The sequence below is a fragment of the uncultured Aliiroseovarius sp. genome (assembly GCF_947497285.1).
In the GTDB taxonomy this organism is placed as follows: Bacteria; Pseudomonadota; Alphaproteobacteria; order Rhodobacterales; family Rhodobacteraceae; genus Aliiroseovarius.
The window spans coordinates 50,049-62,799 of the sequence record NZ_CANMFT010000005.1 but is presented as its reverse complement, the minus strand read 5'-3'; the positions used below and the strand labels follow the sequence as shown (position 1 = coordinate 62,799).

The following is a 12,751-nucleotide window of genomic DNA, read 5'->3' as shown; positions in this document are numbered from 1 at the left end:
AAAACCAAGCATCAATACCAAGCATCGTCCATGGACGCTTTTTTGCGGGCTATGAATTCTTTCAGGGCATCGTCAACGGCGGCGTCGATGGGCGGCGCCTCATAGGCCGCCAGTTGGGCCTTCCAGCGCAAATTGGCACGAGCGGCCATATCAACCTCGCCCTGCTCATCCCACGTTTCCCATGGTTGATGGTCGTCCAAGGCACTGTCGTAATAGGCGGTTTTGTAGTGGCGCATCGTGTGGGCGGTTGAGAACAGATGCTCGCCCGGCCCCTTTTCGGCCAGCGCGTCGAAGCCCAAAGTATCCTCGTTCACCGCCACCCCGTCCAGATAGGAATGAAGCGCGCCGCACAGATCGAGGTCGAGCATGAATTTCTCGTAAGACATCGACAGAAGCCCATCGAGGAACCCTGCTGAATGCAGCAGGTAATTCGCGCCGCAATGGATGGCCGACATCATCGACATCATGGCTTGCTGCATCGCCTGCGCATCCGGCAGTTTCGAGGTCGAGAAGTTGCCTGCACAGCGTAGGGGCAGGTTCAGACGGCGCGCAAGTTGGCCAAAGACCAGACTGCCCACCGCTGCCTCGGACGTGCCAAATGTGGGCGAGCCGGATCGCAATGACATGGAGCTTAGGAAACTTGCCAAGACCACTGGCGCGCCGGGGCGTTCAAGCTGGGCGATTGCGCAAGACACCATGCTTTCGGCCAAACACTGCGCCGCCGATCCCGCCATGGTTAGGGGTGACACCGCGCCACCAAGCAGGAAAGGCAAGTGAATCGACCCCTGCCCCGCCTTCGCATATTCGCGAATACCTTGCGAGGTCACACCGTCGATCACCAGAGGGCTGGTCGTGTTGAAATTGCCCATGATCACGCAGTTCTGGTCCACGAAATCTGCCCCAAACAGGATGCGGCACATCTCGACGCTATCAGCGGCACGTTCAGACGCGGTGATCGACCCAAGGAAGGGCCGGTCGGAATACCGCATGTGGGAATAGACCATATCCAGATGGCGCTTGTTCACCGGGATGTCGGTCGGCTCGCACACTGTGCCGCCAGAATGGTGCAGCCAAGGGCTCATTTGGCCCAACTTCACGAAGTTCTGGAAGTCCTCAAGCGTGCCGTATCGCCGCCCCCGGTCCAGATCCATCACGAAGGGGCTGCCATAGGACGGGGCGAACACCACGTTGTCACCGCCGATTTGCACATTGTTGGCTGGGTTGCGCGCGTGCTGGGTGAATTCGGCCGGCGCTGTTTTCAATATCTCGCGGATCATGCCGGGGGCGAATTTGATGTTCCACCGTGTCGGGTCCAATTCGGTGACCTGCCCGCCTGCTTTGCGAAACATCTCGACCGTTTCCGGGTCGTCGCGAAACTCGATTCCGATCTCGGCCAGGATCCGGTCGGCGGTTGCCTCGATCTGCGCAAGCGCATCATCGCCCAGAATGTCGTAGGTGGGGATGCCCCGCTTAATGAACGGGCGTTCCAGATGCGGGTTTTGGCCCGGCTGACCATCACGCGGTTCACGGGGGCTGCGACGCCGTCGCTGTATCGTTTGGTTCATCGCAATCTCCCATTTGCGAGTCACTCTTCTGACATATCTGTCATCACGTTTGACACTTGTGTCAAGTTTTCTAATATGGCCAGCATGAACAAGATGGCCCCCACCCGCCCGCGCGCCTCGGACCAGATGTGGCTGGATGCAGCATTGGACCTATTGGTCGAAGCCGGTGTGGACGCCGTAAAAGTCATGCCGTTGGCGAAAAAGCTGGGCCTGACCCGCACCGGATTCTATCACCATTTTCGCGATCGAGAGGCCTTGCTGGACGCAATGATCGCGCGGTGGGAAGATAAGAATACCGGAAACTTGATCGCCCGGTGCGAGGCGTATGCTGAGACGATTTGCGAGGCGATGTTCAACTTGCAAGATTGCTGGGTGGACCGCAGCCTTTTTGATGCGCCTTTGGACAACGCAATCCGCAACTGGGCCCGAACGGATCCCGATCTAAAACAGCGGCTGGATCATGCAGATCATCGCCGAAAATCCGCGATCGCCGCGATGTTCCAGCGGTTCGGATATACCAAGGATGACGCCGACATACGCACCATGGCGATCCTGTATACTCAGGCCGGATACATCGCGATGGAGATCGAGGAGGATCCCGCCAGCCGGATCGGTCGTATCCCCGCCTATGTCGAGCTGTTCACCGGGCAAGCGCCAACCAAGAACGAGGCAGACCGCTTTCGCGCCAGATACGGTTACTGAATCCAATCTGGGCTGGCGCCATCCTGCAGTCCATGCTCAACTGATCAGGTCGTGATTAGACCAGATGCGGAGCAAACCATAATGATCCCTCACCAAACATCCTTTTGGTCGGCGTCCTCTTTGTTGTTGCCGCAGCAAATCCCGGCTTTGGACCCGGCCTGAGATGCGGCTTTTCTCGACCCGGAAACGCCCCGTTCATTTGGGGCCCTATCCCTTGGAACGCCTTGTCAGGCAGACCGAGATGCCCGATATGTCGCGCCTTTTACCCGCAGACCCCGTTTCATTTGAACGTGCGGAACACCCCGAAAGCATCGTGAATGCGATGGCCCCCTATCAGGCCGCACTGGACGCCACCCGCGATGGCGAGGTCAATTCGGCCCGCGCCACCATTCCCGATGACCTTGGCGAACGGAGCCGCCATCTAAAGGCTTTCGGGTATTTCTCGGACGCCTCTATGGTCGCCATCGCACCCCTGACCGACGCAGACAGGCTTGCGACTCCACTTGAAAATGACGACATCGCGGATTTGGTTGCATCGCTGGCCACCCGCGAGGTGCGCACCCTTGCGGCAGGGATCGACACCCTGATGGCCGAGCTAAGCGACAGCCTTAATGCCCCGCCCCGCCCCATCACCACGCACAGCCACGCCATCGTTTTTCTGTATGAGCACCACCGCGACCCGAAGCCCGATGAGCCCGGCGCGACCTGGATCAAGGACGCACAGGACCAACGCGCCTGTTTGCTTGGCGCCGAAACGGCGGTAGTCATCGCCAACTACATTCGACTTCTTGGCTTTGATGCCAAGGCGCATACCGGCACCGCACGCGATGTTGACCTGAACCGGCTGGCCATCGCGGCAGGGCTAGCGACGCCCGAAGATGATACCATCATTGCGCCCTGGCTTGGCACGCGGTTTGGTCTGGCCGCCGTGACGACCGACCTGGCGCTGGCGAACGACCGACCACTGGCGCCTATGAACCAGCAGCCATGGCACAAAACCCACGGTCCAGCGTGGTGGCTGGGGGTTGGTTCGGCAAAATCCGCGCTGAACCGCGACCCATTTGCAAAGCGCGACTATGCCATGGGCGCGCACCCGTTCGAACGCTTAAAGCGCGTCGACACACCAACAACCTATATTGACGAACCTAACGTCGCCCGCGTGCCCAAACGTGCTGACATGTTTGCGCGGGCGCAATTCGGCGACATGGGCAAGAAGCTCCAGCAAAGCGCGGCAGGCGGTCATTATGTGCGAAAAGCGGCGCCCAGCTATGCGCAACGCCGCACCTTGGGTGTGCTGACACCCCTGCAGGATGGGCCGATCAACCACATCACGCCACGCCCTGCGGACCCGGTCGCAAACGCCGCCGCACTGAAAGCGGCCAGCTATTTTCTTGGCATTGACGCGGTCGGAACCAGCCGCTGCCCGGACTGGACATGGTATAGCCACGACGCCACAGGTGCCGAAATCGTGCCCCTGCACGACCAAGCCATCTCGATGATTGTCGATCAGGGGTTTGAAACGATGGAGGGCGCGTCGGGCGATGACTGGATCGCCGTCAGCCAATCCATGCGCGCCTATCTGCGGTTCTCGCTGCTTGGTGGGGTGATCGCGCAGCAGATCCGCAACCTTGGGTATTCCGCGAAAGCGCATACCGTGATGGACGGGACCGTTCTGCAACCTCCCTTGCTGCTTTTGGCCGGGCTGGGCGAGGTTAGCCGGATCGGCGAAGTGATCCTGAACCCATATCTTGGCCCGCGCCTGAAGTCGGGCGTGGTGACGACGGACATGCCGATGGCGCATGACAAACCCATCGACTTCGGCCTTCAGCGATTTTGCGAAGCCTGCAACAAATGCGCGCGGGAATGTCCGTCAGGTGCGATCACCGCTGGGCCGAAACTGATGTTCAACGGCTATGAGATCTGGAAATCGGACAGCCAGAAATGCACCACTTATCGCGTCACACAACCCGGCGGCGCGATGTGTGGGCGCTGCATGAAAACATGTCCTTGGAACCTTGAGGGGCTGTTTGCCCAAGCACCGTTCCGGTGGGCCGCGTCAAACCTGCCGGGGGCCGCGCCAGTGTTGGCCAAGCTGGACGACGCGGTTGGGAACGGTGGTCTGAACGATACCAAGAAATGGTGGTGGGATCTGAAGCTAGGTGAGGACGGCGGGTATCATCCAACGGACGACCCGGTGAACCGCCGCGACCTCGACCGCGATCTGGATTTGAAATACGCAGACCAAACATTGGCGGTCTATCCCGCGCCTCTGGCCCCACCGCCCTATCCATATCCCTTTCCGATGGATCGTGAGGCGGGCATTGCGGCGTATCAGGCACTGCACAGCGCCGACGACTATCGCGCACGACTTGCAGCCGGTGATCCGTCGATCATTCACCGCTACACAATTGCCGACGAAGCCCCTGTGTTGCAGCTTGTCGTCAATCGGGTCGCGCCGATGGTCAAAGGCATCACCAAATACGAGCTTACCGCGCTTGATGGCGCGCCCCTGCCGGAATGGACCGCCGGGGCGCATCTGGATGTGCTGGTCGCCCCTGATCTACTGAGGCAGTATTCCCTGTCCGGAAATCCCGCGGACCGCATGACCTATCAGATCGGTGTGCTGCGTGAAGCTGACGGGCGCGGAGGGTCCGCCCTGCTGCACCGAATTTTCACCGAAGGGCGCAAGGTGTTCGTCGCCAAGCCGATCAACCACTTTGAGCTGGACGAAAGCGCCACCAAAACCTTTCTGTTGGGCGGCGGCATCGGCATCACACCCATGATCGCCTTTGCCCACCGCCTCCACGCCATCGGTGCAGACTTCACGCTGCATTACTCGGCCAGCCGTCGCGCGGATGCGGGGTTTCTGGATGATCTTGCGGCTATGCCATGGGCTGACCGGGTGCATCTTCATTTCTCGGACGAAGGCACGCGGGCGGATTTCGATGCCATCCTGTCAGGCGCACCCGATAGCGCCCATGTGTATTGCTGCGGGGCAGACCGTTACATGACCGCAGCTATGGACGCAGCCTCTCGGCAGGGCATTCCTGAAGCCGCGCAGCATCTGGAGTATTTCAACCCACCCGAGCAACCTGACTATGAAAACCATCCTTTTACGTTGACCTTGAAAGATGGGCGCAGAGTGGCGGTCTCTGAGGATGAAAGCGCCGCTGATGCGCTGAACGCGGCCGGTATCCATGTGGATGTGAAATGCTCTGACGGGATTTGTGGAGTCTGCAAATGCGGTGTGCTTTCGGGCGCGGTCGAACATCGTGACTTCGTTCTGTCAAACGCCCAGCGCAAAACTGAAATGATCCTGTGCCAAAGTCGGGCCGCAGATCCGGACGGCGAGATCGCAATCGACCTGTAGCAAGCACCACGGCGAAGCCAGGGAACAGTCAGATGGGAATGGGCAGATGAAGACCAGACGGGCAAAGACGGACGACGCGGCAGAAATCAGTTCGTTTTTGAAAGAACTGGCGGACCTAGGGAAACGTCAAAGGCCATGGGATGAAGCATTCGTTCGTGAGCATTACATAAGCAATCCCGATGGCATCCAGTGCAGCGTGGTGGTGGAAGACGATGGCACGATCCTTGGATTGCAAGCGCTGTCACGTGCGGCGGAGGGTAATTCCTACGATGTCACACCCGGTTGGGGCATCATCGGAACCCATGTCAAACCAAGTGCTGCCCGGCGGGGCGTTGGCAAAGCCCTGTTCGCTGCAAGCACCACGGCGGCACAGGATGCGGGCATCAGGCATATTGACGCGACCATCGGTGCCACGAACGCCGAAGGTCTGGCCTATTATGAAGCGATGGGGTTTCGAACTTACAGAACGCCGGACGGGGCGGTCTGCAAGGTATTTGACGTGCCATTGCCCACTGCCTGACGCATCCTTAACCCAGACCTTACTTATTCGGCGTGGGCGACCTCTTTCGGCAGGGTCAGAAGGAAGGTGGTGCCCTTGGGGCCGGTGTGTTCCAGCACCAGCGTGCCACCATGGCCGCGCGCGAGCTCGGCCGCAATGGCCAGCCCAAGGCCTGACCCACCCTTGCGGCTGGTGCCTGAGAAAGGTTGAAACAGGTGTTCTTGCGTCGTGACTGGCAGGCCCGGCCCGGTATCCACGACACGGATCAACCAGTCGTCTGCGGTTTCGGCTGCCTGCACGGCGATCTCGCCTGGTTTGCCGCTTGTTTCGATGGCTTGACGAGCGTTGCGCACAAGGTTCGACAAGACGCGGTAAAGCTGTTCGGCGTCGGCGCGCAAGGTCAGGCCGGTGGGAATGTCTTCTGCAAACGAAATGTCGTGATCCCCTGCCGAAAGGCGTTCGCTGTCAAGGATATCGGCAGCCAGTTCGGCCAGTGCGACCCTGCTCATCGTCGGTGCTGCTTCTTCGGCCTTACCGAAGGCCAGCGTGTTTTCACACAGACTGACGGCGCGGTGGATCGAATTCACCAGCTTTGGGCCAATGCGTTTGACGGTCGGATCTTCGCTGGTCTCCATCCGATCCGCAAAAAGCTGCGCGGTGGTCAGGATATTGCGCAAGTCGTGACTGATCCGCGCCACGGCCCCGCCAAGTTGCGCCAGACGCTCTTTCTGTTTCAAAGCGCCGGTCAGGTCGGTTTGCAGGCTGCGTAGCGCAAGTTCGGCTTCGCGCAATTCGGTCACGCGGGTCTCGGGTTGGATGATCCGACGCGCATCTTCGGGGTCGGCGGCATAGTCTTTCATGTTGCTGACAACCGCCTTGATCGGACGCACCATCAGCCTTTGCACCGCCAGAAACAAAAGCCCCGCCGTGATCACCGAAATCACCGCCGACAAATACAGAATGTTCAGGCCATAGTCGATCATTGCCGAACGCAACTTGCCTGTCATCATCGTGATCTCGATCACCAGCCCACCTGCACGCACCGGGTCGCCAATCACGCGGATCACCTCGGGTTCGGGGCTGAACAGTCGGGCCATGGCGTCACGCACTAGGCTGATCGGCGTGGCCGAGCGCAAATCAAAGCTTTTATCGACTGCCGCTGGCATGGGCGAAGACAACATCAACTCGCGCACCTCGTCGCGGCGCAGCACCACGTTATAGACCTCGGCGTTTTCCAGCAGTTCGGCTTCCAGTTCCGGGGCGATCATGTCGTCGGCCAGCAGCACAAGAGATGCGATTTGCGCGCGTTCCAGCCGGGTTCTCAGGTAATCCTCGCGAAAGCGCGCGACCGAGGGCACGAAGATCAACACTTCGGCCAGCATGACGAACAGTGTCGTCAAGATCAGGAAACGGCCTGAAAGAGTGTTCAACACGTCGCGCGCTCCGCCTTTATGTCCTTACGGTAGAACCTTTTGCACCAGTCCGACAATCCGCTTAACCCAAGGGTTATCAAACAGTCGCGGCGAGAAATAGGCCCCTGCTGCGCGTTTGCTGACTTCCGCCATCGTGGGGTATGGCGCGACCATGGCGGCAATCTGGCTCATCTTCAGGTTATTGGCCAAGGCCAGCGCCCAAAGATTGATCATTTCGCCCGCCCCCGACCCAACGATCGACACCCCCACGGGCCGCCCTTTGACCACCATCACTTTGATTAGCCCATTGGTTTGCTGCGTCGCGATCGCGCGGTCATTGCCAGCGAAATCAAAGCGTGCGACTTCGACCTTGTCGCCATGTTCCTCATGCGCCTGTGCCTCGGTCAGACCAATTTGCGCCATTTCAGGTGAGGTGTAGGTGGCCCACGGGATATGATCCGTCCGGGATTTTGACGGCAACCCAAACAGCATTGACCGGATGATCACGCTAGCATGATAGCCCGCCACATGGGTAAACTGCAGCCCACCCGCCACGTCGCCAATGGCATAGACCCTGCGGTTGGTGGTGCGCAATCCCGCATCCACTTTGATGCCAGCACGCGTCGGCTCTACCCCTGCGGCCTCCAGATTTAGCTTGTCGGTGTTGGCTTTGCGCCCGACAGCAACCAGCAGGTGCGAGCCTTTGAAGACGCGACCGTCTTTGACCTCGACCTCAATCGCACCGACCTTGCCACTAACCTCAGCGGCCAGCGCCTCTTCTTCAATGGCGATACCTTCGTCTCGCAGAGCATCCAGCACCTGCGCGGCCATTTCCGGGTCGTCATTGCCCAGCGCCTTCGCACCTTCGATCACCGTCACCTCACAGCCCAGCCGCCGATGCGCCTGCGCCATTTCCATGCCAATCGGACCGCCACCGATGATCAGCAGGTGCTTGGGCTGTTCTTTCAAATCAAAAAGGGTCTCGTTCGTTAGATGCGGCACCTTGTCCAACCCCGGAATGGGCGGCACCAAGGGCGACGATCCGGTGGCAATCACGAAGCGGCGCGCCTCGATTATATGGTCGCCCGCTTCGACCTCGGTTGGCGAAGTAAAACGGCCATAGTCCTGAATGACCCGCACGCCCAGCCCTTCGAACCGCTCAACCGAGTCGTGCGGTTCAATAGTCGCGATGGTCTGGCGCACATGGGCGTGGGCGTCGTCCCAGCCCATTCCCGATTGTGCCGCGTGCAGCAGCGCCTTTGACGGCACGCAGCCATAGTTCAGGCAGTCGCCGCCCATTTTGTGACCTTCCAGCAGCACGACGGACGCCCCCATCTGAACCGCGCCCGACGCCACGGACAAGCCACCCGATCCGCCCCCGATGACGCAAACATCAACCTTGATACGTTCGGCCATTTCAGGCTCCCTTTTTGAAACGCTTCAGCACCATGGGAAGGGCGGCAAGCGCGGCCAGTCCCAAGATGGGCAGAAGGATGTGAGGCTCAAAGATGACGCCAAGATCGGGGGTTTCGCCACGGGCAAAAACCTCGCCCAACCCAGCGCCGACCGAGGTGTAAACCAAACCGCCCGGAATGATCCCAAAGAAGGTCGAGATCAGGAACCGGTGCAGCGGCACGCCGACCAGCGCGGGGATCAGGTTGGCCACAAAGAACGGCACAGCCGGCACAAGGCGGATCAGGAACAGGACGGACCACTGGTTTTCGTCGATCCCGTCCTTGATCGCTTTCACCTTGCCCTCGCTGGTTTCCATCTTGGCGGCGAGTTTTTCACCCAAACCCCAACGGGCGGCCAGAAAGATGATCGTGGCCCCGATGCTGGCAGCCGTGACGTTGAACAACACGCCGGGGAAGGTCGAGAACAGAAAGCCTCCGGTAAGTGTCGCGATCGTCGCGCCGGGCAGTGAAAAGCCGACAATGACCACATAGGCCGCAATGAACGCCAGCACCGTCATCAGGTAGTTTGCATCGCGAAACGCCAAAAGCGCCTCGCGGTTTTCGGCCAGCGTTTCAAAGCTGAGGTAGTCACGCAGCGTAAATGCGCCAACCGCGGCAACGACAACAATCGCGATCAGCGGAAGGCGGCGCAGGATTGGGCTTTGGGTCTTTTTCGCGGTTTCCGAATTGGGCTCGGTCATCATCATGGATCTTTCCAGTGCCGTCATGGCATAATAAGCTGGGTAGCATGTTGGTCTCGCTGCAAGATGAGCGCAAATGCGCCCCTTGCCCACCCACATCACGCGTGCTTGAACGGGGCTGACGAAAACGTTCCCGCCTGTAACAAAAGGCGTAAAAATAATGCATCGGGCATTTGACTTGCCCTCGAATGCCGCCTATAGACCGGGCTTCGAATAACACACGCTCCGAATCCACCGGGATTGGGACGCAAATACGGAGACGGGCGATGAAACGCACCTACCAACCTTCGAACCTGGTTCGCAAACGCCGCCACGGCTTCCGTGCGCGCATGGCTACTGTTGCTGGCCGCAAGATTCTGAACGCGCGCCGTGCACGCGGTCGGAAGTCGCTGAGCGCATAAGCCGTCGGGTCGCAGTCATGTCTGCGCCCAAAGCTGACACATCGAAAACCGCCGGGACCGAAGGGTCTGCGGCGGTTTCCGTTTGCGCGGGGAAACCAATGATCGCAACGCTGACCGAGCGGCGCGATTTTCTGGCCGCCGCGCGCGCGCGCCGCGCCCCTGCGCCTGCTTTTCTGTTGCAGGCCCGCCGCCGCCGCGAAGGCGAAAAAGCACCCGCCGACCAAACCCGAATCGGCTACACCTGCTCCAAGAAGGTCGGGAACGCTGTGGCCCGCAACCATGCCAAGCGGCGGCTGCGCGCCATCGCGCGCGACGTGCTGCCCACCTTTGGCAAACCGGGCTGGGACTATGTGCTGATCGGTCGCGCGGAAAAAACCGCAAGCCGCAGCTATGTTGATATGAAAGCGGATCTTGTCCGCGCCCTGCAACAGATCCACGCCAAGCGCAAAAAGCCATGACCCCTGCTGCCTTCATTCTGTCTCTTCCCATCCGGGCGTATCGGATGATCTTCAGCCCTTGGGTTGGCTTTAACTGTCGCTATCAACCAACCTGTAGCGCCTATGCGCTTGAGGCATTGCAGAAACATGGGGCGATCAAAGGTGGCTGGCTGGCGGCCAAGCGCATAGCGCGCTGCAACCCTTGGGGGTCATGCGGCTTTGACCCGGTGCCTGACAATCGAACGGATTGCAGTCACGACCACCGGCACTGATCGGGCTGTGACTGTCAGGCCACAACTCGTGGCGCAACGGCCACCGACGTTGATTTCCAAGCTGATTGCGCTATAAGCCCCTCACCCGCAACGCTTGAGCAAGAAGGAGGCGTTTTATGACAGATACCAGCGCTTATCACCTTGCCTGTGCCTTTGCGGTGCTTTGGGGCAGCCACGCTTCGTGACCTTCGTGTCGCGACGCTGACCACCCCTCTCCATCGCCTGTAATCAGGCAATCTCGCACCCCAAATCTCGGTTCTTCGTGACGCTCCTATTGCGTCTGCGACTTCGCCGCTTTCAGGGGTTTCAAAAACCACAACTTCAAAAAAGAGGGCCGGTGTTCGCATCGGTATCCAACCCATGATGGACTCGAATTTCCATTCTGAGCCGCTTCGGCTCAACGATCTCGTCGGCGAGCTTGTCACACATCACGGCGCTTGGCGCGTCTTGCGTGTGCTGGTCGCGCACCTTGCCACTCGGCGCCATCGGCGACCGCGCGTGGACCACATGTCCGACCACCTGCGTCGCGACGTAGGGCTTGCGCCCGGCCGCCCTCCGCCAGGGCTGCGCGACCCGCGGCTGTGATCCTTCGGGCCGTCCAAAGCGCCTACAGCGGACGGCCCAAATTACGCCTTGACCTAAAGTTTACTTGAGGTCCGAGGATCGCAAAAAATCGCCAGGAGACCCTGTATGACATATGTTTTGACACTTCCCCCGCGCAGTCGGCACCGCAAAAGGCTGCAATCCACCCTGATTGGTTTGATCGAACGCCACGGCCGCTGGCGTGTGATCCGGGCAGCCCTGTTTGCGCGCCCGTCGCAAAAGCTGCGCTACGAGGATCTGACACCGCATATGCGCCGAGATCTGAACCTGCTGGATGCGCCCCAGTCTTTGCCGTCCCAGCGACAGCATTTTCTGTGACGCCATGGGTTCGAATCAGATCACGCGGAATGTCACCGATTTCAACGCAGGTCCCGACAGGCGTTTCCCCCCGTGGCGCATCGACCCAACGCCCGACGCCTGACCCTTGCCCGGCCACCCGTTTTCCCCTATGCCGCGCCTATGTTGGACGATCTCGACGATATTCACCCGCTGTTTCACGGCGCGCCCTCGACCACCGAGTTCAAGAAGCTGCGCAAGCGGATCATTCGCAATGTCCGCGAGGCAGTGGACCAATACGGTATGGTTGAACGCGGGGCGAAATGGCTGGTCTGCCTATCCGGCGGCAAGGACAGCTACACGATGCTCGCCGCGCTTTACGAGCTGAAGTGGCGCGGCATTTTGCCCGTCGAACTGTTGGCCTGCAATCTTGATCAGGGACAACCAGGCTTTCCAGCCACTGTCTTGCCGGAATTTCTGAAAAAGATGAAAGTGCCCAACCGGATCGAATACGAAGACACCTATTCGATCGTCATGGATAAGATCCCGCAAGGTCGGACGTTTTGTTCGCTGTGTTCGCGGCTGCGGCGCGGCAATCTGTATCGCATCGCCCGCGAAGAGGGATGTTCAGCCGTGGTTCTGGGCCATCATCGCGACGATATCCTCGAGACATTCTTCATGAACCTGTTTCACGGCGGGCGCCTTGCGACCATGCCGCCCAAACTGGTGAACGAAGAAGGGGATCTGTTCGTCTACCGCCCCCTTGCCCATGTGGCAGAGGTCGACTGCGAAAAGTTTGCCACACAGATGAATTATCCGATTATTCCCTGTGACTTGTGCGGTTCGCAAGACGGGTTGCAACGTCAACAGGTCAAGAAAATCCTCGACGGGTGGGAGGCAAACTTTCCCGGCCGCCGCCAGATCATGTTCAGATCCCTGATGAACACCCGGCCCAGTCATTTGCTGGACGCACAGCTGTTCGATTTCGCGGGGCTCGCCCGACCAAACGCTGCAAATACAGAAAATTAGCAGCAGTTTTCTCGATCCCGTTAACGGCTG

Annotated in this window: 13 protein-coding genes; 8 read left to right on the top strand and 5 right to left on the bottom strand. The window is 59.6% G+C overall.

The annotated features are described in order from the left end of the window. Positions 1-11: 11 nt before the first annotated feature. Complete coding sequence (locus Q0864_RS10470; protein WP_298568996.1) at positions 12-1,565, bottom strand: trimethylamine methyltransferase family protein; 1,554 nt, start codon at positions 1,563-1,565, stop codon at positions 12-14. Between the two features lie 84 nt (positions 1,566-1,649). On the opposite strand from Q0864_RS10470, the gene Q0864_RS10465 reads away from it, so the two are divergent. The 3 genes from Q0864_RS10465 to Q0864_RS10455 all read left to right on the top strand — a co-directional run bounded on the left by Q0864_RS10465 (position 1,650) and on the right by Q0864_RS10455 (position 6,157). Beyond that, entirely contained in the window at positions 1,650-2,267 is a 618-nt protein-coding gene (locus tag Q0864_RS10465; protein WP_298569494.1) for a TetR/AcrR family transcriptional regulator, read from the top strand. A 163-nt stretch (positions 2,268-2,430) separates the two neighbouring features. After that, a complete protein-coding gene (locus Q0864_RS10460; protein WP_298568995.1) occupies positions 2,431-5,637 on the top strand; it encodes a 2Fe-2S iron-sulfur cluster-binding protein in 3,207 nt (1,068 codons plus the stop codon). A 46-nt stretch (positions 5,638-5,683) separates the two neighbouring features. Next, on the top strand, positions 5,684-6,157 hold the full coding sequence (locus Q0864_RS10455; RefSeq protein WP_298568993.1) for a GNAT family N-acetyltransferase: 474 nt from the start codon (positions 5,684-5,686) through the stop codon (positions 6,155-6,157). A gap of 23 nt (positions 6,158-6,180) precedes the next feature. Here Q0864_RS10455 and Q0864_RS10450 read toward each other — a convergent pair whose 3' ends face one another. Genes Q0864_RS10450 through Q0864_RS10440 form a run of 3 tightly spaced genes read right to left on the bottom strand, consistent with a single transcriptional unit; the run spans position 6,181 to position 9,703 of the window. Continuing rightward, positions 6,181-7,569, bottom strand: a complete 1,389-nt coding sequence (locus tag Q0864_RS10450; protein WP_298568991.1) for a HAMP domain-containing sensor histidine kinase — start codon at positions 7,567-7,569, stop codon at positions 6,181-6,183. Between the two features lie 24 nt (positions 7,570-7,593). Beyond that, positions 7,594-8,964, bottom strand: a complete 1,371-nt coding sequence (locus Q0864_RS10445; RefSeq protein WP_298568989.1) for an FAD-dependent oxidoreductase — start codon at positions 8,962-8,964, stop codon at positions 7,594-7,596. 1 nt (position 8,965) lies between these two features. After that, positions 8,966-9,703, bottom strand: a complete 738-nt coding sequence (locus tag Q0864_RS10440) for a TVP38/TMEM64 family protein (RefSeq protein WP_298569491.1) — start codon at positions 9,701-9,703, stop codon at positions 8,966-8,968. Between the two features lie 266 nt (positions 9,704-9,969). On the opposite strand from Q0864_RS10440, the gene rpmH reads away from it, so the two are divergent. From rpmH to yidD, 3 genes are read left to right on the top strand one after another with little or no spacing between them, the layout of a single operon-like run. Beyond that, positions 9,970-10,104 (top strand): 50S ribosomal protein L34, encoded by a 135-nt coding sequence (gene rpmH / locus Q0864_RS10435; RefSeq protein ID WP_248367959.1) that lies wholly within the window; start codon positions 9,970-9,972, stop codon positions 10,102-10,104. A gap of 17 nt (positions 10,105-10,121) precedes the next feature. Further along, entirely contained in the window at positions 10,122-10,562 is a 441-nt protein-coding gene (rnpA, locus tag Q0864_RS10430; protein ID WP_298568985.1) for a ribonuclease P protein component, read from the top strand. Then, entirely contained in the window at positions 10,559-10,813 is a 255-nt protein-coding gene (gene yidD / locus Q0864_RS10425) for a membrane protein insertion efficiency factor YidD (RefSeq protein ID WP_298568983.1), read from the top strand. The genes rnpA and yidD overlap by 4 nt, the downstream gene beginning before the upstream one ends. A 321-nt stretch (positions 10,814-11,134) precedes the next feature. On the opposite strand, the gene Q0864_RS10420 is transcribed toward yidD, so the two are convergent. Next, positions 11,135-11,299, bottom strand: a complete 165-nt coding sequence (locus Q0864_RS10420) for a hypothetical protein (RefSeq protein ID WP_298568981.1) — start codon at positions 11,297-11,299, stop codon at positions 11,135-11,137. A gap of 204 nt (positions 11,300-11,503) precedes the next feature. Here Q0864_RS10420 and Q0864_RS10415 point away from each other — a divergent pair, with 204 nt between their 5' ends. After that, entirely contained in the window at positions 11,504-11,734 is a 231-nt protein-coding gene (locus Q0864_RS10415) for a hypothetical protein (RefSeq protein ID WP_298568979.1), read from the top strand. Positions 11,735-11,875: 141 nt separating this feature from the next. Continuing rightward, entirely contained in the window at positions 11,876-12,721 is an 846-nt protein-coding gene (ttcA, locus tag Q0864_RS10410) for a tRNA 2-thiocytidine(32) synthetase TtcA (protein ID WP_298569488.1), read from the top strand. Positions 12,722-12,751: the final 30 nt, after the last annotated feature.